Raw genomic sequence first — 20,478 nt, 5'->3', positions numbered from 1 at the left:
CTGTTTTGGGCGACAAGGGCGAGGAAATGTCCGCCTCTCCTCTCGACGCCGCCCATGAGACCACCCGCCGGATCACCACCTTGTCGGTGGCGACGGCGGTCCTGCTGATCATTATGAAGGCCTTCGCCCTGGGGGCGTCCGGCTCGGTCTCCATCCTGGCCAGCCTGGCGGATTCGGCCCTGGACCTGGTGGCGTCGCTGGCGACCTTCTTCGCCGTGCGCTGGGCCGCCGCCCCGCCCGACGACGAGCATCGCTACGGCCACGGCAAAGCCGAAGGCCTGGCCTCGCTGGTGCAGTCGGGCATGGTGCTGGCCTCCGGCGTCTTCATCGGCTGGGAAGCGACTCAGCGCATCTTCGATCCGCGCCCGGTGACCGCCGGCGGCTGGGCCGTCGGGGTGGTCGTCCTGTCCATCGCCGTCACGGCGGGCCTGGTGTGGATGCAGACCCAGGCGATGAAGAAGACCGGCTCCCTGGCCGTGGCGGGCGACCGCGCCCACTACGCCGCCGACCTGGCCGCCAATGTGGTGGTGCTGATCGGGGTGATCTCGGGCGCCTTCCTCAAGGCGCCGGGACTGGACGCGGCGGCCGGTCTGGTGGTCGCCGTCTGGCTGGCCTGGGGCGCGGTCAGCCTGCTGAAGGACGCCGCCGGCCATCTGCTGGACCAGGCCGCCTCGGACGAGGATCGCGCCGCCATCGTCGCCGCCGTGACCGAGGACGCCCGCATCGCCAACGTCCACCAGCTTCGCACCCGCATGGCCGGCCAGGCCCTGATGGTGCAGATGCATGTCGACCTGGACCCCGAGCTCAGCCTCAAGGCCGCGCACGACATCCTCCTGGACGCCGAGAAGCGGGTGCTGAAGGCCTTTCCCCACGCCGACATCCTGATCCACGCCGACCCGCGCGGAGCCGCCGAACCGCACGGCGGCGCCTTCGCCCCCGCCCGCCCGACGGCGTCGGAACCGGTCGCGCCGGACGCGCCCTCGTCGCGTATGGGCCCCTGGTCCTGAGCCTGCGACAATCGCGCGCGGTAAACGGAGCCTTAACGCGCGCGGGCGCATGAAGGCGGACGATGTCCACGCCCGCCGTCCTCTATCATTTCGCCTATCATCCCGCGTCGCGCACGGCGCGGCTGGCGCTGGGCGAGGCCAAGACGGCCTATAGCGAAGAAGCCGTCCGCCCATGGGAGGACGACTGCCCCCTGTTCGAGATGAATCCGTCGGGAATGCCGCCGGTGCTGACCGTGACGGAGAAGAACCGTCCGCTGGTCCTGTGCGAACTGGACGCCATCCTGGGCTGGCTGGAGGACCGCACCAAGGGCGACTTCCTGCTGCCGTCCGACCCGGCCGAGCGCGCCGAGGCGCGCCGCCTGGCCACCTGGTTCAGCCGCCGTTTCACAGATGAGGTCGACGCCGTTCTGCTGCATGAACGGATGGAGAAGCCCCTGCTGCGGCTGGGGTCGCCCGACGCCCGGATGCTGCGGGAAGGCCGCGAGGCGCTCAAAAGCCATCTGTCGACGCTGGAGCCTCTGGCGGCCGGGCGTGAATGGCTGGCCGGACGTCGTCTCAGCCAGGCCGATCTGATCGCGGCGGGCCATCTGTCCGTGCTCGACTATTTCGGCGAGGTCGCCTGGGCCTCCTGGCCGTCGCTGAAGCTGTGGTATTCCAAGCTGAAGTCCCGCCCCTGTTTCCGCCCTCTTCTCGGCGATCGCTTCCCCGGCGTGCAGCCTGCGCCCTGGTACGCCGACCTCGACTTCTGAGGTCAACGGGAGCTAAAGCGCCCTCATGGCGGCCGATCCCCGCATCTTCATCCGACAGCGCGCCGCCGACCTGGGTTTCGGCGTGTGCCGCTTCGCCTCGGCCGGCGATCCGTGGAGCGCGGGCGAGAAGCTGGCCCATTTCGTCGATGCGGGCCGCCACGGCGACATGGGCTGGATGGAGACGACGCTGGAGCGCCGCGCCCACCCCACCGCCATGTGGGACGGGGCGAAGACGGCCATCGTTCTGGGCATGAACTACGGCCCCGACGAAGACCCCCGGCCCGAGCTGGAGATAACGTCAGCGGGCTATATCTCCGTCTATGCGCGCGGCGACGACTATCATGAGGTCATCAAGGGGCGGCTGAAGATCCTGGCCGGTCAGATCGCCGCGCGGCTGGGCCAGGAGGTCAAGGTCTTCGTCGACACCGCCCCCCTGATGGAGAAGCCGCTGGCCCAGCGGGCGGGCCTGGGCTGGCAGGGCAAGCACACCAACCTCTTGAGCCGCACCCACGGCAACTGGCTGTTCCTGGGCGTGATCCTGACCGCCGCCGAGATCGAGCCGGACGAAGCCGAGGTCGAGCACTGCGGCCGCTGCACCGCCTGTCTGGACGCCTGCCCGACGCAGGCCTTTCCGGCGCCGTTTCAGATCGACGCCCGGCGGTGCCTGTCCTATCTGACCATCGAATATGCGGGCGCCTGGCCGCGCGAGTTCCGCGCCGCGACGGGCAACCGCATCTACGGCTGCGACGACTGTCTGGCCGCCTGCCCCTGGAACAAGTTCGCGCAGGGCGCGTCGGAGGCGCGGCTGCACGCGCGCGACGCGCTGAAGTCGCCGCCGTTGGCGGACCTGCTGGCGCTGGACGACCCCGCCTTCCGCGCCCTGTTCACCAAGAGCTCGGTCAAGCGAATCGGCCGCGATCGGTTCATTCGCAACGTGCTGTATGCGGCGGGGAACTCGAGCGAGCCGGCGTTGATCGAAGCGGTCGAGCGGCTGCTGGACGACCCTGCGCCCGTGGTGCGCGGGGCGGCGGTCTGGGCGCTGTCGCAGCTATCGCCGGAGCGGTTCGAGGCCGAACGCGCCGAGCGGCTGGCGGATGAGGCGGATGAAGAGGTCAGGCAGGAATGGTCCTTCTCCCCTTGAGGGAGAAGGGATTAGACGGCGGCCTGGCCCACGCCGCGGCCGCCGCCGGGCACCGGGGCCACGTCCAGCAGCTTCAACCGGAACACCAGCACGGCGTTGCCCGGGATCATCGGCGGGCCGCCCTGCTCGCCGTAGCCCAGCTCCGGCGGCAGGAAGAGAATCCACTCGTCGCCGGGCTTCATCATCTGCAGGGCCTCGGTCCAGCCGGGCACCACGCCCTCGGGCGAGAAGACGGCGGGCGCGCCTCGCTTGAACGAACTGTCGAACACCGTGCCGTCGGTCAGCGTGCCTTCATAGTCGACCTTGACCAGATCGTTGCGATCCGGACTGACGCCGCCCGCCGGGCCGGAAGCCACGACCTTGTACTGCAGACCGGAAGGCAGGGTCTGGACCCCCTCCTCCGTCGCGTTCTGTTTCATGAAGGCGGCGGCTTCGGCGGCGTTCTTGGCCAGGTCTTCGGGCGCGGCGGCCGGGCGGCCGCAGGCGGCCAGGGCCAGAAGGGCGGACGCGGCCAGGGCGGCGCCGAGGGGGCGCTTAGCCCATGCGAAGTTCATAACCCTGGTCCTTCAAGGCGGCGCCGATCTCCTCGGCATGACGGGAGTCGCGGGTCTCGACCATGATGTCGAACTCGGCCCCCTTGGCGGGCACGTCCAGCGCCAGCCGGTTGTGCACCACGTCGATGATGTTGCCGCCCAGACCGCCGATGACGGCGGCCATCGCCGACAGCATGCCGGGACGGTCATCGCCCAGGATGCGATAGACGATCAACCGCTTTTCGCGGACCATTTCGCGGTTCAGCACCACCGCCAGCATCCGGGCGTCGATGTTGCCGCCGGTCAGCTCGACGCCGATCTTCATGCCCTTGAAGCGTTCCGGGTTGGCCAGGATGGCGGCCAGACCGCCGGCCCCGGCGCCCTCGGCCACCGTCTTCTCCAGCGTCGCCAGCAGGGCCACGCCCTTTTCGAAATCGGCCTCTTCGCAGACGAAGACCTCGTCGACCAGCGCGTCAGCAAGAGCGAAGGGGATTTCCCCCACCGCCTTGATGGCGATGCCCTCGGCGATGGTCTGGCCGCTGCATTGGGCCGGTTCGCCACGACGGCGCGCGGTGAAGGACGGATAGCGCGCCGCCTCGACGCCGAAGACCTTGATGTCCGGCTTGACCGCCTTGGCGGCGATGGCGCTGCCGGCGATCAGTCCGCCGCCGCCGATGGGGATGATCAGGGCGTCGAGGTCCGGCGCGTCCTCCAGAAACTCCAGGCCGCAGACCCCCTGCCCCGCGACGATGCCCTCGTCGTCGAAGGCCGAGACGAAGACATAGCCGTGCTCGGCCTGAAGCCGCCTGGCCTCCTCGGTCGAGCCCGAGAAGTCGAGGCCGTGGATGACGACATTGGCGCCGTGGGCCCGGGTGCCGTCCACCTTCACGAAGGGGGTGCCCTCGGGCATGACGATGGTCACGGGCACGCCCAGACGGCCGCCGTGATAGGCCAGGGCCTGGGCGTGGTTGCCCGCCGAGGCGGCGACGACGCCGCGCTTCTTCTCGTCCGGCGTCAGCTGCAGCAGCCGGTTCAGGGCGCCGCGCTCCTTGAAGCTGCCGGTGAAGTGCAGATTGTCGAACTTGATCCAGATCTCGGCGCCGGTCAGTTGCGACAGGCGGCGGGAATAGCGGACGGGCGTGCGGTCGACCTGGCCGGCGATGCGTTTTTGCGCCGCGCGGATGTCGTCGATGGTGACGGTCATGAAGTCCCTGATTTTGTTTGCGGCCGGCCTCTTTCGTCCGGTCTACGGTCCTCTTGTGGAGCAGCACGAGACGGCGAGCAACCTTGACTCGCCCCGTCCCCCAAGGTCATGCCGGGTCGACGCCTGAACTGAAACCGGGAGCCGCCCTCATGACCACCTCCTCGCGCTCGCCCGTCCCCTTCAAGAGCCTTGTCGCCGTCGCCCTCGGCGGGCTGGCCCTGTCCGCCTGCGCCACCACGCCCATGGGCGGCGCGGCCGTCGGACCGGCCGTCTTCAACGCCGACGACTTCGCCTGGTCCGCCCGTGCGGGTCAGGCCTCGATCGAGGGCCGCGTGGCCTTCGTCCAGGACGGCCGCGCCTTCCAGTGCGCCGGCAACGTCGGCCTGATCCCGGACACCCGCTACACCCGCGCCCGGATCGATCGCCTGTACGGCGCCTCGGACCGCGCCGCCGTCCCGGCCGCCGTGGTGCGCGCGCGTTCGGCGGGCGAACAGGGCGCGGACTACCGGTCCTTCGAGCGGGCCGAGCCGTGCGCCGAGGGCGGCTTCCGCTTCTCGAACCTGCCGGACGGAAGCTGGTTCCTGATCGCCCCGGTCAAGGCCGACGACGACGTCATGGTGTTGATGCGCCGGGTCCAGACGCGCGGCGGCCGGGCGGTCAATGTGACGCTCGGCGGCTGAAACCCGCCCCGGCTGAGCCGTTAGCGTAGCCATAAACTGAGCCGTTAGCTGAGCCTTTTTCGACGGCCGCGTTCCTCGCGCGGCCGTCGTCGTTTGACCGGCGTTCGCCATCCTTTGGCCCCAAGAAGCCGCTCTGTGAGCCGCTCCGTTCAAGGAAAGTCGGGAGCGTCTTCTTGTCCCAGCACAACATCATCGGCTCCGAAGCCTTCACGAACCGCCCCTATGTGCTGGTGCGCAACGTGCGGCCGGGCGGTTTTCGCCGTCGTCGGTCGCGTTCGCTGATCGCCTATGGGGTGGTGGCCGTGCTGGCGTTGTCGGCGGGCGCCGCCGTCGCGGCCTTCGCCATGGGGCCGTTGCTGTTCGACAAGACGGTCGAAGCTCCGGCCGCAACCTCCGCGCCGGTCGAAGGCGGAGCGGCTCCGCTGACGGCGCCGACCGCGCCCTAAGCCCCTTCGTTCAGGGCACGACGAAGGCCAGGGCCTGGGCGAACAGTTCGCCCCGGCTGCGCACGCCCATCTTCTGATAGGCCCGCTTGAGATGGGAGCGCACGGTCTCTAGCGAGACATCCATGATCTGGGCGATGCGGCCGGTCTCATGTCCCGCCAGCAGCATCTCCACGATCCGCCCTTCGGAGGGCGAAAGCAGGTGGGTCTCGATCAGGGCCTGGAAGCGGACAGCCCCGCCGACGCATTGCACGGTCAGGCCGATCAGGCAGTTCGGCGCCGAGGCCACCTCGCGCGCCCACAGCACCCAGGTCCGGCCGTCCGAACCCGGCGCGGTCAGGCATCGCGCCTCATCCGCGCGCGCTTGCGACATCAGACGAGGCAGGGCGCGGGAACGGGTCGCCAACCGACCGCCCTCGACCTTGAACAGGTCGTCGTCCGCCTGAAGCATGCGGGCCGCCTCATTCATCCACGCCACCTCCAGCGCCCGCGTGACCAGCAGACGCGCGCGCGCCTCATGATCGATCCAGGCGGCCAGAGCGCGATTTCGCTGGCCTTCGGCGTCATCCGCCGGCGCCGACCAAGGCCGTCGGCGACGGTCAGGATTCAATCTTCGATCCGGGGCGAACAGCGGCCCCTCCAAAGCCCGGCGTCCCGCCCGGCTCTCCCACACAGCTTGTTCCAACGCCAACGCTCCAGGACTGGCGCACGGCCTCACGAAGAAGCCGGCCGCGTTTTGAAGACAACGCCTGAGCACTCATGAATTCTTAACACATATCCACAGGCGGCGCACTCCTATTGCGCCAAATGGGTCGTATTTCGCATTCTACGGCCAAGCTTTCGCGGCGATTGGCGCAATTTTCGACACATATGGGCGCGACCTGTGAACGGGAACGCTGGCTATAAGGTTGGATCGCAATTGAAAACGGCGGCCTTCGCAGGCCGCCGCTTCCATCTGAATGTCGAAGAGGCCCTCAGGCGACGGCCGGTTGCTCCGCCCCGTCGGCCCCATCCACGGGCATATCCTCCAGTTCGCCCTCCCACTTGGCGACCACGGCCGCCGCGACCGAGTTGCCGACGACGTTGGTGGCCGAGCGCCCCATGTCGAGCAGGTGGTCGACGCCCAGGACGATGGCGATCCACGCCTCGGGCAGGCCGAAGTAGGTCAGGGTCGCCATGATCACCACCAGCGAGGCGCGCGGCACTCCGGCGATGCCCTTGGACGTCACCATCAGCAGCAGCAGCATGAAGATCTGCTGCGACACGCTGAGATGCACGCCGTGGGCCTGCATGATGAACATGGTCCCGAAGGTGCAGTAGAGCATCGACCCGTCGAGATTGAACGAATAGCCCAGCGGCAGGACGAAGCTGACGATGCGGCGACGCACCCCCACCTTGGGCAGGGCTTCCAGGATGCGGGGATAGGCGGCCTCCGAACTGGCGGTCGAGAAGGCCAGCAGGGTCGGGGTGCGGATGGCCCGGAACAGCGGGACGACCCGCTTGCCCAGCACCACGGCGCCGGCCAGGAACAGCAGGAACCACAGCACGCCCATGGAGCCGTAGAAGCCGAAGACGAACTTGGCGTAGGTGCCCAGCATCTCGAGGCCCTGGGTGGCGATGGTCGAGGCCAGGGCGGCGAAGATGGCGAAGGGCGCCAGCCTCATCACGAACTCGGTCACCTTCAGCATGATGGAGGCGGCCTGTTCGACCAGATGCAGCACCGCCGGCGCCTTGTCGTCGAGGGCCGCGACCGCCGTGCCGACGAAGACGGAGAAGACGACGATCTGCAGGATCTCGTTCCTGGCCATGGCGTCGAAGATCGACGTCGGCACCAGGTGAGCGATGAAACCATGCAGGGAGAAGGCGTCGGTCGAGGCCGCCGGGGCCGTCGCCGCCACCGCTTCCGGCAGATGCATGCCCGAGCCCGGATGCAGCAGTTGCACCATCACCAGGCCCAGCACCAGCGACACGACCGAAGCGCCGATGAACCAGGTCATGGTCTTCACGCCGATCCGCCCCACCGAGGCGGCGTCCTCCATATGGGCGATGCCCGCCACCAGGGTCGTGAACACCAGCGGCGCGATGATCATCTTGATCAGCCGCAGGAAGACATCCGTCACCACGTTGAGATTAGAGGCCGCGGCCGAGGCCTGGTCAGCCGTGAGAAAATGATTGAGGCCCCAGCCCGTCAGGACCCCCAATATCATCGCCCCGACGATGAAGTAGGCGAACAAACGTTTCATACAAAAGTCGTCCAGCTTTGCAGGCCCGGCGCCGCCGGACCCCAGTTACAAACCGATGGAGGTTCCCCACCCGCCCAAAAGGAAGAGGCAGCGAATAAACGAAAATCCCCCGACCTCCAACGAACTCCTCGAGATCTAGGCGCGCCGGTCAGGGATTGGCCGTCGAATTTCGATCGAAAAGCGAAGGGTTTTCCGATCGAAATCGGAAAATTCGCCAACTCCAGAAGAAGATTCGGAAAAGGGGCGATCTCGCCCTCATCGCCCGAAACCGCGAAGAAAATTGCGCCCGCGCGGCGCTCGAAAACGGTTGAAGGCAAATTGCGTCTGCGGCTCGAAAACGCCAAGCTGCAAATCAGGCCTCGCAGAAGGCTCGCCGAGTGAACGCATCAGGAGTCTTCAATGTCCCGACCCGCCCTTGCTCCCGCACGCCGACTGGCCGCCGGGCTGGCCGTCCTGGCTCTCTCTTCGACCAGCGTCCTGGCGCTTGAAGCCGCCGCCTCGCCGGCCCCGGTCGCGGCCACGGCCGCCCCCGCCCGCACCCTCACCACCCCGCTGGAGGCGTTCGGCCATGAGGTCGGGGCGGACTATCATCTGATCACCTACACCCAGTTCGAGCGCTATCTGCACACCCTGGCCGGCCAGTCGGACCGGATGAAGCTGCTAGAGATCGGCAAGTCCTCCGAAGGGCGGACGCAGTATCTCTCGGTCGTCTCCTCGCCGCAGAACCTGGCGAACATCGACCGCTATCAGGAGATCGCGCGGCGCCTGGCCAAGGCCGAGGGCGTCAGCGAGGACGAGGCCCGCGCCCTGGCCGCCGAGGGCAAGGCCGTGGTCTGGATCGACGGCGGCCTGCACTCCACCGAAACGGTGCCGCCCCAGGCCCTGATCGCCGCCCTGTATGAATGGCTGACCGCCGAGGACGCGGAGGCCAAGCGCATCCTGGACGACGTGGTCATCCTGTTCGCGCCGATGAACCCGGACGGGTGGGAGCTGGTCTCGACCTGGTACATGCGCAACGCGGACCCGCTGAAGCGCGAGTACGACAGCATCCCGGTGCTGTATCAGAAGTACGTCGGCCACGATAACAACCGCGACTACTACCTGTCGGCCATGACCGAGACGACCAACGTCAACCGGCAGTTCTTCCGCGAGTGGTTCCCGCAGATCATCTACAACCACCACCAGACGGCGCCGGCGGGGACCGTGGTCTTCATGCCGCCGTTCCGCGACCCCTTCAACTACAACTACGACCCCCTGGTCATGAGCACCCTGTCCGAGGTCGGGGCCGCCATGCACAGCCGCCTGATCGAGGAGGGCAAGCCCGGCTCGACCATGCGCAGCGGGGCCAACTATTCGACGTGGAACAACGGGATGGAGCGCTCCGTCACCTACTTCCACAACGCGGTCGGCCTGCTGACCGAGATCACCGGCCATCCGACTCCCAGCCAGATCCGCCTGATCCCGGACAACCAGTTGCCGCGCAACGACCTGCCCATGCCGATCGCGCCCCAGACCTGGCGTTTCGCCCAGTCGATCGAATATTCGCAATCGATCAACCGGGCGGTGCTGAACTACGCCTCGCGCAACAAGGATCGGGTGCTGTTCAACATCTGGCGCATGGGCCAGAACGCCATCGACAAGGGCAATGCCGACACCTGGCGCGTCACGCCTGCGAGCGTCGAGGCCCTTCAGGCCGTCGCCGGCCCTTCGGACGCCCGCCAGGGGGCCGATCCGGCGCTCTATGACAGCGTGCTGCGCGACCCGGCCCGGCGCGACCCGCGCGGCTATGTCATCCCGGCGGACCAAGCCGACCTGCCCACCGCCGTCGCCTTCCTCAACAGCCTGATCAAGACCGGCGTGGATGTGGATCGCGCCACCCAGGCCTTCACCGTGGGCGGCAAGACCTATCCGGCGGGCTCCTATGTGGTGAAGACGGCCCAGGCCTATCGCCCGCACGTCCTGGACATGTTCGAGCCGCAGGACCACCCGCACGACCTGCAGTATCCGGGCGGCCCGCCCAAACTGCCCTATGACGCCACGGGCTACACCCTGGCCATGCAGATGGGCGTGCAGTTCGACCGCATCCTGGACGGCTTCGAGGCGCCGACCGAACGCGTCGCCGACGTCATGGCCCCGCCGCCGGGCCGGATCGAGGGATCGGGCCGGGCGGGCTGGCTGATCGATCATGCGCCCGTCAACGGCTACATCCTGACCAACCGCCTGCTGGCTGCGGGTCTGCCCGTCTACTGGCAGGAGGGCGAGACCCGCGCGGGTCGCGCGACCCTGCCGCCCGGAGCCCTGTGGATTCCGGCCGACGACAAGGCCCGCCCGATCGTCGAGGCGGCCGTGCGCGACCTGGGCCTGAACGCCCACGCGGTCGCCCGCGCGCCGGGCGGCGAGCAGATCGCCCTGAAGCCGGTGCGCATCGGCCTGGTCGATCGCTACGGCGGCTCCATGGCCTCGGGTTGGACCAAGTGGATGCTGGAGCAGTTCGAGTATCCGTTCGAGGTGGTCTATCCGCAGCGTCTCGACGCCGGGGACCTGAACAAGGATTTCGACGTCCTGGTCTTCGCCTCGGACATGATCCCGGCCGACCTCTCCGCCGCCGCCCAGCGCCCGCAGCCGACGCCCGAGAGCATCCCCGCCGAATACCGCGGCTGGCTGGGCCACATCACCGCCGAGACGACCGTGCCCCAGTTGGACGCCTTCGCGCGGGCGGGCGGCAGCGTCGTCACCATCGGCTCGGCCCACCGCCTGGCCGCCGCCATGGGCGCGCCGGTGCAGGACGTACTGACGGGCGCCGACGGCAAGCCCCTGGCCTCGACCGACTTCTTCATCCCCGGCGCGGTGCTGAAGACCGAGGTCGACAACAGCCGCCCCCTGACCTTCGGCGCCCCGCGCCAGATGAACGTCTTCTTCAACCGCAACACGGGCTTCCGCCATGCGGGCGAAGGGGCCGGCCTAGTGCGGTATCCGCAGCAGGTCGCCGTCTCCAGCGGCTGGGCCATCGGTCCGGAACGGCTGTCGGGCGCCGACGCCGTGCTGGACCTGGAGCACGGCCAGGGCCGGGTCATCGTTCTGGGTCCCGATGTGGTGAACCGCGCCCAGGCGCGAGCGTCGTCGCGACTACTGTTCAACGCCCTGTTCTACGGCCCCGCCGTGACGAAGGAGGCAGGACGCTGATGAGTATGAGAACAGGACTGACGCGCCTGACCCTGGCGGGAGCGCTGCTGACGATGGCCGCCTGCGCTCCGCCGAAGGAGACCGAGCCTTCGTCGCCCCAAGCCGTCGGCATGGCCAATCCCGCCTCGGTCCATTGCGGACAGGAGGGCGGCCGGTCGGAAATACGTCGCGACGCCCAGGGCGGCGAATACGGCGTCTGCATCTTCGAAGACGGCCGTCAGTGCGAGGAATGGGCCCTGTTCCGCGACAAGCGCTGCGTGGCGCCCCCGGCGGCCGACAAGACGGCGGAATGACGATGAAGCTCTACATCACCACCCCCTCGCCGTTCGCGCGCAAGGTCCGCATCGTCGCTCGGGAGAAGGGGCTGGCGGACCGGATCGAGGAGATCGTCGTCGATCCCTACGCCAATGCGCCCGAGCTTCTGTCGACCAATCCCGTGGTGCAGGTCCCGACCCTGATCGCCGAGGACGTCCGGCCGCTGACCGACAGCCCGGTCATCGCCGAATATCTGGACGCGCTCGGGTCCGGACCGCGCCTCCTGCCGACCGAAGGAGCGGAGCGCCTGAGAGTCAAACGGCTGGAGACCCTGGCCAACGCCGCGCTGGAGATGGGGGTCAAGCTGGTGCTGGAGAAGCGTCGGCCCGAGCAGGAGCGCTCGTCGTCCTGGATCGAGCGCTGGACGGTCAACATGGGCCGCGCCCTGGATGCGCTGGAGGCCGCCTCGCCGGACGCCGAGGCGTTGGACATGGGCGTCCTGACGGCCGGGATCGCCGTCACCTGGATCGGCTTCCGCCATCCGGACTATGACTGGAAGACGGGCCGCCCGAACCTGGTCGCCATGCAGTCGGCGCTGGAGCGACGTCCCAGCTTCGTCGACACCTTCCCGCGCTAGGCGGGTTCAGCCGATCAGCTTCAGCAGTTGGACGGCCTGGAAGGCGGCCAGGATCAGCAGCAGGACGCCGACCGCATAGGCCAGGGCCTTGCGCGGCACCTTCTTGACGATCAGGCCGGCGAAGGGAGCGGCGATCAGGCCGCCGACCACCAGGCCGCCGACGGCCGCCGCATGGTTCTGAAGCGCGCCTGCCTCTTCCCAGTGGCCGGTGACCAGGGCCCAGACGAAGGTGGCCGAGATGGCGACGGTCAGGAAGAATTCGGCCGTGTTCACCGTGCCGATCGCCTTGCGCGGCTCATGCCCGGCGCCGACCATGGTCGAGGAGACGGTCGGCCCCCAGCCGCCCCCGCCCACGGCGTCCAGAAAGCCGCCGACCAGGCCCAGCGGCGCCGTAACCCAGGCAGGCAGATGGCGCGGGCGGACGTCATGTCCGGCGCGCCACAGAATCCATACGCCGACCAGCGCCAGATAGCCGACGACGAAGGGCTTGATCACCGCCGCCTCCAATCCGGTCAGAACATAGGCGCCCAGAACTCCGCCGATCACGCCCGCCACGGCCAGGGGCGCCAGCAGCCGCCACTCGACATTCCGGTGCCAGGCGTGGCTTCCAGCCGAGGCGGCGGTGGTGAAGACCTCGGCGGCGTGGACGCTGGCCGAGGCCGTGGCCGGGGGCACGCCCAGCGCCAGCAGCACTGAGGAGGAGATGACGCCGTAGGCCATGCCCAGGGCGCCGTCGACCGCCTGAGCCAGGACGCCGACCAGCAGGAACAGGAAGAAGGTGTCCATTCAGCGCCTCGACGACGGATGTTCGGCGACCATCAGGCGCAGGTCGCGACGCGCCTGGCAATGGCTCGCGCCACGACCTCAGGCGACCTCAAGCCGGGCGATGGCGTCCAGCACGTCGCGGCCGCTGTAAGGCTTGATGACCATGGCGGCTGCCAGTTCGGCGTTGTGCGCCGCCGCCGTCACGTCGCCGGACAGGAAGATGACCGGCACGCCCCAGCGCGATTTCAGACTGCGGGCCAGGTCGACGCCCGTCGCCTCGCCTGACAGATTGATGTCCAGCAGAGCCAGGTCGACAGGGTGAAGAGCCGTCGCCGCCTCGGCCGCCTCGGCGCTGTGGAACGGGCCGACCACGCGGTGCCCGGCGGCGTCCAGAGCCTCGGTCAGGTCGGCCGCGGCGTCGGCGTCGTCCTCGACCAGCAGCACGGTCCGAGGCTCGACCTCGGCCGGCGTCGAAGCGGTCTCCGGCGGCGCCTGGCGCACCAGAACGGCGCGGACATAGGGCCAGAGTTCGACAGCGGGCCGCTCGGCGTCCAGGTCGAAGATCTTGGCCAGGGCCTTCAGTTCCTGTTCGGCGGCCGGGCTCAGCGCCGCCCCGCCCGGCGTCAGAAGCCCGTCGTAAAGGGCGCAAAGGCGCGCGACGTCGGCGCCCGGCGCAATGCCCGCCGAGACCCCCTCCGGGGGCTTTTCATGGGTCATGCCCTGTCTCCGTTTCGTTTCAGCCCGGTTAATCTGGAGTGGGAGCTAGGGCGTTTGAGACGGTGACGAAACCGAGCTGACAAGCTTGTGACGGCTGTTCACAATCGCTCCATGCGCGCGTGTAGAGGCGTTTTTATCGACACGGCGGCGCGTCGCAGGTAAGGCTCCGCCCTCGATTTTCTCTGCAAGGACACGCCGTTGCGACTGCCACAGGCCCGGCTCGATCAGGTGCTCGACCGCTTCCATCAGGTGGAGGCCCGGATGGGCGCCGCCACGGACGGCGCCGAGATCGTCCGCCTGTCGAAAGAGCACGCCGAGTTGAAGCCGGTGGCCGATGCGGTCCAGGCCCTGGCCCGCGCCCGCGCCGAGGCGGACGACCTCAAGGCCATGGCCGCCGATCCGGAAATGGCCGCCCTGGCCGCCGACGAACTGGACGAACTGAGCGAGCGCCTGCCCGGTCTGGAGCGCGATGTGGCCCTGCTGCTGGCCCCGCGCGACGCCGATGAAAACGCCTCGGCCGTGCTGGAGGTGCGCGCGGGCACGGGCGGGGACGAAGCCGCCCTGTTCGCCGGCGACCTGTTCCGCATGTATTCGCGCTACGCCTCCACGCGCGGCTGGCGGGTCGAGATCGACAGCGCCGCCGAGGGCGACGCCGGCGGCTTCAAGGAGATCATCGCCACCGTCAGCGGCGAGGGGGTCTTCGGCCGCCTGAAGTTCGAGAGCGGCGTCCACCGCGTCCAGCGCGTGCCGACGACCGAGGCGGGCGGGCGCATCCACACCTCGGCGGCGACCGTCGCCGTCCTGCCCGAGGTCGAGGACGTCGAGATCGAGATCCTCGACAAGGACATCCGCATCGACACATACCGCTCGTCCGGCGCGGGCGGTCAGCACGTCAACAAGACCGACTCGGCGGTGCGCATCACCCACCTGCCCACCGGCATCGTCGCCACCTCGTCGGAAAAGTCGCAGCACGTGAACCGCGACAAGGCGATGAAGAACCTGCGCATCCGCCTGTACGACATGCAGCGTCAGGCCAAGGACGCCGCTCGTTCCGACGCACGCAAGTCCCAGGTCGGCTCGGGCGACCGCTCCGAGCGCATCCGCACCTACAACTTCCCGCAGGGGCGGGTGACGGACCACCGCATCGGTCTGACCCTGCACAGCCTGCCGCAGATCCTCGAGGGCGATCTCGACCCCATGCTCAACGCCCTGATCGCCGAGGACCAGGCCGCCCGCCTGGCCGATCTGGAAGCCGAACTGGGCTGAGGGCGCGCAGGCGCGTCCGCACCTGACGTCGCCCCGCTTTAACCTGGCTCCGACTCCCGCTAGGAACGGAGCATGAACATGCTGGAACTCATCCTGTTGGCCTTTGCAGCGGTCGCTGCGGGGGGCTTCCTGTGGGCCTATATGGGCTGGCAGAAGACGCGCGGCGCGCTGGACGCCGCCGATGCGCGGCTGGCCCTGATGGAGGAGAGCCGGGACTCCATGGCGGAGTTTCTCAAGGCCCAGGCCTCCCAGTCGGCCGAGGCGGTGGCGTCCAAGCTGGTCGCCCGCGCCACCGAGACCTTCCAGGCCCAGGACCGCGTCGCGCGCGAGCGGATGGAGGCTCAGCTCAAGCCGGTGTCCGAGACCCTGGCCAAGTTTCAGGAACACGTGACGGCGCTGGAGAAGGCGCGCGCCGACGAGACCGGCGGGCTGAAGGAGCAGCTCGGCCTGCTGATGGCCGCCTCCACCGCCACCCGCGACGAGGCGCGCCGCCTGACCGAGGCGCTGAAGGGCAACACCGGCCGTCGCGGCCGCTGGGGCGAGCAGACCTGCCGCAATGTGCTAGAGGCGGCGGGCATGGCCGGCCGCTTCGACTTCGAGGAGCAGAACTCTTCCGCCAATGACGAGGGCCGCCAGCAGCGCCCGGACTTCATCGTCAAACTGCCCGGCGGCGGCATGTTCGTCATCGACGCCAAGGTGTCCCTGGCCTTCGCCGACGAGGCCGACGGCGACGAGGAGGCCCAGGCCCGCGCCATGTCGCTGCGCACCGCCGCCAGCATGAAGACCCACGTCCGCCAACTGTCGTCCAAGGCCTATCAGGACCAGTTCAAGCCCAGCCCCGACTTCGTCGCCATGTTCGTGCCGGGCGACGCCTTCCTGGCTGCGGCTCTGGATCACGAGCCGGACCTGATGACCACGGCCATGGCTTCGCGCGTGGTGATCGTGACGCCGACCACCCTGTTCGCCCTGTGCAAGGCCGTCGCCTACGGCTGGCGCGCCGAGGAGCAAGCCAAGAACGCCGAGGATGTCGCCAAGCTGGGCAAGGAGCTCTACAAGCGCCTGTCGGTCATGGGCGGCCACGCCGCCTCGGTCGGCAAGGCGCTGGACGCGGCCGTCAGCCGCTACAACCAGTTCGTCGGCTCGCTGGAGAGCCAGGTCATGGTCTCGGCCCGCCGCTTCGAGGACCTGAAGGTCGACCATGAAGGCAAGGAACTGCCCGAACTGAATGCGGTCGAGCAGTCGCCCCGCGCCCTCAGCCGCCCGGAGCTGCTGAACGCTCCCACTGCTGAGTAGCCGACAAAGAGACAAAGTCGCTTGACACTGAGATCGGCGCCACTGTAAAACTTCCTTGTCAGTTTCGGGAGGGGCCAGTGGCCGACGCCAAGCGTAAGCTCATTGTGAAATCTATCGTGGCCATCCTGGTCATGCTCGTTGTGCTTTTCACAGCCGGGGTGGTGGTCGGCTACCTGGAAGGGTCAGGCCGATTGACCGGCAACGGCCCGGCCATCTGGATTTTGGGGGCCTTCGCGGTCGCCGCTATGGGAATCTCCCTCTGGATCGGTCTGCAGTGGATGCGGTCGATCGATGAGGCCGCCCGCGAGGCTCACAAATGGGCTTGGTACTGGGGCGGCAACACCGGCATGGCGGTCGGCGGAGTTCTGGTCATTCTTGCGGCGCTGCCTCAGGCGAAGATGGTTCAAATTCCTGCCTGGTATGCGGGGAGAAACGACCCTGCGGCCTATGCCGCCACCGGTGCGTTCGGGATGTTGCTGCTGATGCTCATCGGCTATCTCATCGCCTGGGCCTGGTGGTGGTGGTCGCACCGGTAGGGGGCATTCCATGAAAAACCGTCTCAAGGTCTTGCGCGCCGAGCGCGATTGGAGCCAGGCGCACCTGGCCGAGGAACTGGGCGTGTCGCGCCAGACGGTGAATGCGCTGGAAACCGGCCGCTACGACCCCTCCCTGCCGCTGGCGTTCAAGATCGCCCGCCTGTTCCAGATGCCCATCGAATCCATCTTCATCGACGAGGAAGGCTGAGCGTCTTCCTTTCCTCTTGCGCCCCTGGGAGCCTGACATGATCCATCGACTCTGGAGCCGCGCCGCCGCCTCCGTCTCCGCCGCCGCCCTGGCCGCCGTCCTGCTGGCCCCCACGACGCCCGCCCTGGCCCAGACGGCGCCCGCCGCCGCTGATCCGGCCGCCGTGGTCGCCGCTCCGGCCGGGTCCGGCCCGCGCCTGTGGGTGGTCAAGGACGAGGACTCCACCCTCTATCTGTTCGGCACCGTCCATGTGCTGAAGCCCGAGACGCCCTGGGGCAGCGCCACACTGGACCGCGCCTTCGCCAGCGCCGACGAATACTGGTTCGAGATCGCCGATCTGAACGACGCGGCCGGCGCCGTGCCGATCATCCAGGCCAAGGGGGTCTCGCCCGATCGCCCCCTGTCCAGTCTGCTGACCGCCGAGGAACAGGCTGACCTCGACGCAGCCGCCCGCTCCATCGGCGCGACGGCCGCGCAACTGGACCCGCTGCGCCCGTGGTTCGCGGCCCTGCAGCTGGCTATGGCCAGCATCACCAAGGCCGGCTACCTGCCGCAGAACGGCGGGGACCAGGTGCTGCACGCTCGCGCCGCCGCCACCGGCAAGCCGATCAAGGGCTTCGAGACCATGCCTCAGCAGATCGGCTTCATCGCCGACATGTCGGAAGAGGCGCAACTGGCCATGCTGAGGTCGGGCCTGAAGGAGTTCGATCAGGCGCCGGAGTTCCTGGGCCGTATGGTCGGCGCCTGGTCGACCGGCGACGTCGACGGCCTGGACGTCCTGATAGGCCAGGAGATGAAGGCGGAATCGCCCGAGATGTACGAGGTCATGCTGACGCGCCGCAACACCGACTGGACCAATCAGATCGTGACCCTGCTGGAAGGCTCGGGCACGGCCTTCATCTCGGTGGGCGCCGGCCACCTGGCGGGCTCCGACAGCGTCCAGGCCATGCTGGCCAAGCGCGGCGTCGCCGTCGAGGAAGTTCGCGACTGACCCGAGGCCGTCGCCGTGCAAAAAAACGGAAGGCCCGGTTCGCCGGGCCTTTTCTTTTGCCCCGCGCCCTATATCTTCGCCGTCCGCCTTGGCGCGGCGCGGGTATAGTTCAGAGGTAGAACGTCAGCTTCCCAAGCTGAATGTCGCGAGTTCGATTCTCGCTACCCGCTCCAACACTCAGCCGGCGTTTTCCGCTTTCACGACTATTCGGCGGCCTTGCGGGCGGCGTCCAGTTCAGCGGCCTTGGCTTCCACCTGGGCGACGATCTCGTCGATCATGCCGTCATTGGCCTGCTTGTGGGCGATCTTGCCGTTCAGATAGACCATGCCCGCGCCCTTGCCGCCGCCGGTGAAGCCGACGTCGGTGTAGAGGGCCTCGCCCGGTCCGTTGACCACGCAGCCGATGATCGACAGCGACATGGCCGTCGAGATGTGCGCCAGCCGCTCCTCCAGAATCCCCACCGTCTCAATGACGTTGAAGCCCTGACGGGCGCAGGACGGACAGGCGATGATGTTCACCCCCCGGTGACGCAGGCCCAGGGACTTCAGGATGTCGAAGCCGACCTTGATCTCCTCGACCGGATCAGCCGCCAGGGACACGCGGATGGTGTCGCCGATGCCCGCCCACAGCATGTTCCCCATGCCGATGGCCGACTTGATGGTGCCGGTGCGCAAGGGACCGGCCTCGGTCACGCCCAGGTGCAGCGGACAGTCGATCGCCTCGGCCAGCTGTTGATAGGCGGCGACCGTCAGGAAGGGATCGGAGGCCTTCACCGAAATCTTGAATTCGTGGAAGTCGAGGTCCTGCAGGATGCGGGCGTGGTTCAGCGCGCTCTCGACCATGGCGTCGGGACAGGGCTCGCCGTACCTCTCCAGCAACTCCTTCTCGAGGCTGCCGGCGTTGACGCCGATCCGCATGGAGCAGCCATGGTCGCGAGCGGCCTGGACGACTTCCTTCACCCGCTCGATCGAGCCGATGTTGCCGGGGTTGATGCGCAGGCAGGCCGCGCCCGCCTGGGCCGCCTCGATGCCGCGTTTGTAGTGAAAGTGGATGTCGGCCACGAGCGGGACGCGAGCTTCGCGCGCGATGGTGCGGAAGGCCGCCGTCGACTCCTCATCCGGGCAGGAGACGCGGACGATGTCGGCCCCGGCCTCCTCCAGCTGACGGATCTGCTCCAGCGTCGCCGCCGCATCAGCGGTCGGCGTATTGGTCATCGACTGGACGCTGATCGGCGCGCCCCCGCCGACAGGAACGGAGCCGACCATGATCTGGCGGCTCTTGCGGCGCTCGATGTGACGCCAGGGACGGATGTGGCCGAGTTCGGAATGGTCGCTCATGACGCCGGGAACATAGGACAGGAAGAACGGCAAAACCACGACAGGCGGCGAAAGATCGCGCCTTGGCCGGCAGAGAGGGTCAGGCGGCCGGCGGGGGAGCGGCGGTCGCCGGCGCAGATTGATACGGCTGCGGCCCCGTCGTCGCGCTCGCTGCCGCAGCGGCGGCCGCAGCGGCCTGAGCCGCGCGGGCGCGGGCCTCGACGGCGGCGGCGGCGCGGGCCTCGGACTCGCGCGCGGCGGCCTGGGCGCGGTTGTTGAGCGCGCCGAGCGGAGACTGAGGCGCGGGCAGCACGCCGCCGTGCTCGCCGTTCAGATAGACGTCGAAGGCCTCTGGATCAGGCGTGTCGATGGTGACCGACAGGCTCGGCGGCGCGCGCCAGGCCTCGCCCGCCGCCAGCTGACGCGCGAACAGGATGCGGCCGTCGCCCTGGCGGATGACCAGGATGGCGGGCTTGCGGGCCTGAAGGGTCACCTGCGACACCGTGGCCGAGGCGCCGTAGATGGCGCCGCGCGGGTTGAAGGCCGCCTGGACCGGCGGGGCGGGCGGCGGGACGGCGTTGGGGTCGTCAGGATCGACGCCCGTCAGCTGCGCCTCCAGACCCGGCGTGACGTACATGGCCGGCGTGGTCTGGTCCGGCGGAGCGGCCCTGGGCGCGCCGAGATAGAGGGCCCGGTCCCGTTGGCGGTCGGCCTGCTCGGCCCAGTCCTCGGGCACGGCGACCAGATCGGAAGGATGCGGCGCCTCGATGCGGTTGATGCGCTGGAAGACGTTCCAGCCGATCACCACCGCCAGGAAGACGCCGATCACGCCCAGGATCTTGGGCGAGTTCTGACGCATCTGCTGCAGGGCGGCGCCCGTCGGCGGCTGCAGCGGCACGGCCGCGTCGGGGTACTCCTGCTTGAACCGTTCGACGGCGTTCAGCTCGTCCAGACCCAGGGCGCCCGCATAGGCGCGCACATAGCCCATGGAGAAGATGCGCGACGGCAGGACTGCATACTCGCCCTGCTCCAGCGCCGTCAGGAAGCGCGCGTGCACCCGCGTCATGGTCGATAGCTGGGCCAGCGACAGTCCCGAGGCCAGGCGCGCGGCGCGCAGGGAGGCGCCCAGGGAATCATCCGAGGGATCGTCCGACGCCGCCTGGGGCGTCGGCTCAGGGGTCTGATCCAGCGTCGCGTCGGCGTCGAAGTCGAACGCGGCTTGCCGATCCTGGTCCATAGGGTCGGGGTTCCGTCACGCCGGGCGCCCGTGCGCCCGTCATCCCCGCTTAGACGAGGCGAAGAGCGCGGGCA

General features: G+C 68.6%; 21 protein-coding genes and 1 tRNA gene. 14 read left to right on the top strand and 8 right to left on the bottom strand.

The genetic code is table 11. The features are described from left to right. Positions 1–26: 26 nt before the first annotated feature. From ACWGL1_RS14730 to queG, 3 genes are all read left to right on the top strand, one after another. On the top strand, positions 27–1,007 hold the full coding sequence (locus ACWGL1_RS14730; protein ID WP_452112400.1) for a cation diffusion facilitator family transporter: 981 nt from the start codon (positions 27–29) through the stop codon (positions 1,005–1,007). Between the two features lie 62 nt (positions 1,008–1,069). Continuing rightward, entirely contained in the window at positions 1,070–1,756 is a 687-nt protein-coding gene (fzlA, locus tag ACWGL1_RS14725; RefSeq protein WP_312219418.1) for an FtsZ-binding protein FzlA, read from the top strand. Between the two features lie 25 nt (positions 1,757–1,781). Further along, positions 1,782–2,897, top strand: coding sequence for a tRNA epoxyqueuosine(34) reductase QueG (gene queG, locus ACWGL1_RS14720; protein ID WP_452112399.1), 1,116 nt, complete (start codon positions 1,782–1,784; stop codon positions 2,895–2,897). Positions 2,898–2,908: 11 nt separating this feature from the next. On the opposite strand, the gene ACWGL1_RS14715 is transcribed toward queG, so the two are convergent. Both ACWGL1_RS14715 and ACWGL1_RS14710 read right to left on the bottom strand, forming a co-directional pair. Next, positions 2,909–3,451 (bottom strand): FKBP-type peptidyl-prolyl cis-trans isomerase, encoded by a 543-nt coding sequence (locus ACWGL1_RS14715; protein ID WP_338577761.1) that lies wholly within the window; start codon positions 3,449–3,451, stop codon positions 2,909–2,911. Then, positions 3,432–4,634, bottom strand: coding sequence for a threonine ammonia-lyase (locus ACWGL1_RS14710; RefSeq protein WP_452112398.1), 1,203 nt, complete (start codon positions 4,632–4,634; stop codon positions 3,432–3,434). The genes ACWGL1_RS14715 and ACWGL1_RS14710 overlap by 20 nt, the downstream gene beginning before the upstream one ends. Before the next feature lie 149 nt (positions 4,635–4,783). On the opposite strand from ACWGL1_RS14710, the gene ACWGL1_RS14705 reads away from it, so the two are divergent. Both ACWGL1_RS14705 and ACWGL1_RS14700 read left to right on the top strand, forming a co-directional pair. Continuing rightward, complete coding sequence (locus ACWGL1_RS14705) at positions 4,784–5,314, top strand: hypothetical protein (protein ID WP_346486257.1); 531 nt, start codon at positions 4,784–4,786, stop codon at positions 5,312–5,314. A 173-nt stretch (positions 5,315–5,487) separates the two neighbouring features. Continuing rightward, on the top strand, positions 5,488–5,760 hold the full coding sequence (locus ACWGL1_RS14700; protein ID WP_312219428.1) for a hypothetical protein: 273 nt from the start codon (positions 5,488–5,490) through the stop codon (positions 5,758–5,760). A gap of 10 nt (positions 5,761–5,770) precedes the next feature. Here ACWGL1_RS14700 and ACWGL1_RS14695 read toward each other — a convergent pair whose 3' ends face one another. Together ACWGL1_RS14695 and ACWGL1_RS14690 are read right to left on the bottom strand one after the other, a co-directional pair. After that, entirely contained in the window at positions 5,771–6,367 is a 597-nt protein-coding gene (locus ACWGL1_RS14695; RefSeq protein ID WP_338577758.1) for a helix-turn-helix transcriptional regulator, read from the bottom strand. A gap of 364 nt (positions 6,368–6,731) precedes the next feature. Continuing rightward, positions 6,732–8,000 (bottom strand): dicarboxylate/amino acid:cation symporter, encoded by a 1,269-nt coding sequence (locus tag ACWGL1_RS14690; RefSeq protein ID WP_338577757.1) that lies wholly within the window; start codon positions 7,998–8,000, stop codon positions 6,732–6,734. Between the two features lie 399 nt (positions 8,001–8,399). Between ACWGL1_RS14690 and ACWGL1_RS14685 the strand changes: the two genes are divergently transcribed. Genes ACWGL1_RS14685 through ACWGL1_RS14675 form a run of 3 tightly spaced genes read left to right on the top strand, consistent with a single transcriptional unit; the run spans position 8,400 to position 12,075 of the window. After that, complete coding sequence (locus ACWGL1_RS14685) at positions 8,400–11,183, top strand: M14 family metallopeptidase (RefSeq protein ID WP_452112397.1); 2,784 nt, start codon at positions 8,400–8,402, stop codon at positions 11,181–11,183. Continuing rightward, positions 11,183–11,476 carry a putative hemolysin gene (locus ACWGL1_RS14680; RefSeq protein ID WP_452112396.1) on the top strand — a complete coding sequence of 98 codons (294 nt, stop codon included), beginning with the start codon at positions 11,183–11,185 and terminating at the stop codon, positions 11,474–11,476. Before ACWGL1_RS14685 ends, ACWGL1_RS14680 begins: the two co-directional genes overlap by 1 nt. Continuing rightward, positions 11,473–12,075, top strand: a complete 603-nt coding sequence (locus ACWGL1_RS14675; RefSeq protein ID WP_452112395.1) for a glutathione S-transferase N-terminal domain-containing protein — start codon at positions 11,473–11,475, stop codon at positions 12,073–12,075. Before ACWGL1_RS14680 ends, ACWGL1_RS14675 begins: the two co-directional genes overlap by 4 nt. A gap of 6 nt (positions 12,076–12,081) precedes the next feature. Here ACWGL1_RS14675 and ACWGL1_RS14670 read toward each other — a convergent pair whose 3' ends face one another. Both ACWGL1_RS14670 and ACWGL1_RS14665 read right to left on the bottom strand, forming a co-directional pair. Beyond that, positions 12,082–12,861 (bottom strand): sulfite exporter TauE/SafE family protein, encoded by a 780-nt coding sequence (locus ACWGL1_RS14670; RefSeq protein ID WP_312219436.1) that lies wholly within the window; start codon positions 12,859–12,861, stop codon positions 12,082–12,084. Positions 12,862–12,939: 78 nt separating this feature from the next. Further along, the gene (locus tag ACWGL1_RS14665; RefSeq protein ID WP_312219437.1) at positions 12,940–13,557 is read right to left on the bottom strand and encodes a response regulator; all 618 of its coding nucleotides are present in this window, start codon (positions 13,555–13,557) and stop codon (positions 12,940–12,942) included. Between the two features lie 198 nt (positions 13,558–13,755). Here ACWGL1_RS14665 and prfA point away from each other — a divergent pair, with 198 nt between their 5' ends. The 6 genes from prfA (at position 13,756) to ACWGL1_RS14635 (ending at position 18,024) form a co-directional block, all read left to right on the top strand. Beyond that, positions 13,756–14,823 (top strand): peptide chain release factor 1, encoded by a 1,068-nt coding sequence (gene prfA / locus ACWGL1_RS14660; RefSeq protein ID WP_452112394.1) that lies wholly within the window; start codon positions 13,756–13,758, stop codon positions 14,821–14,823. A 72-nt stretch (positions 14,824–14,895) separates the two neighbouring features. Further along, positions 14,896–16,116, top strand: a complete 1,221-nt coding sequence (locus ACWGL1_RS14655) for a DNA recombination protein RmuC (RefSeq protein ID WP_452112393.1) — start codon at positions 14,896–14,898, stop codon at positions 16,114–16,116. A 77-nt stretch (positions 16,117–16,193) separates the two neighbouring features. Continuing rightward, positions 16,194–16,652 (top strand): hypothetical protein, encoded by a 459-nt coding sequence (locus tag ACWGL1_RS14650; protein WP_291778681.1) that lies wholly within the window; start codon positions 16,194–16,196, stop codon positions 16,650–16,652. 10 nt (positions 16,653–16,662) lie between these two features. Next, positions 16,663–16,860, top strand: a complete 198-nt coding sequence (locus ACWGL1_RS14645) for a helix-turn-helix transcriptional regulator (RefSeq protein ID WP_291778678.1) — start codon at positions 16,663–16,665, stop codon at positions 16,858–16,860. A 37-nt stretch (positions 16,861–16,897) separates the two neighbouring features. Further along, positions 16,898–17,851, top strand: a complete 954-nt coding sequence (locus ACWGL1_RS14640) for a TraB/GumN family protein (RefSeq protein ID WP_338577751.1) — start codon at positions 16,898–16,900, stop codon at positions 17,849–17,851. Positions 17,852–17,949: 98 nt separating this feature from the next. Continuing rightward, positions 17,950–18,024, top strand: a tRNA-Gly gene (locus ACWGL1_RS14635). Positions 18,025–18,054: 30 nt separating this feature from the next. Here ACWGL1_RS14635 and ispG read toward each other — a convergent pair. Beyond that, positions 18,055–19,188, bottom strand: coding sequence for a flavodoxin-dependent (E)-4-hydroxy-3-methylbut-2-enyl-diphosphate synthase (gene ispG, locus ACWGL1_RS14630; RefSeq protein WP_291778671.1), 1,134 nt, complete (start codon positions 19,186–19,188; stop codon positions 18,055–18,057). 79 nt (positions 19,189–19,267) lie between these two features. After that, the gene (locus ACWGL1_RS14625; RefSeq protein WP_452112392.1) at positions 19,268–20,404 is read right to left on the bottom strand and encodes a helix-turn-helix domain-containing protein; all 1,137 of its coding nucleotides are present in this window, start codon (positions 20,402–20,404) and stop codon (positions 19,268–19,270) included. Positions 20,405–20,478 lie beyond the last annotated feature (74 nt).

The organism is Brevundimonas sp. NPDC055812 (assembly GCF_053616535.1).
Note: the sequence above shows the minus strand (reverse complement) of the source record. Positions and strands in the feature narration are given on the sequence as shown.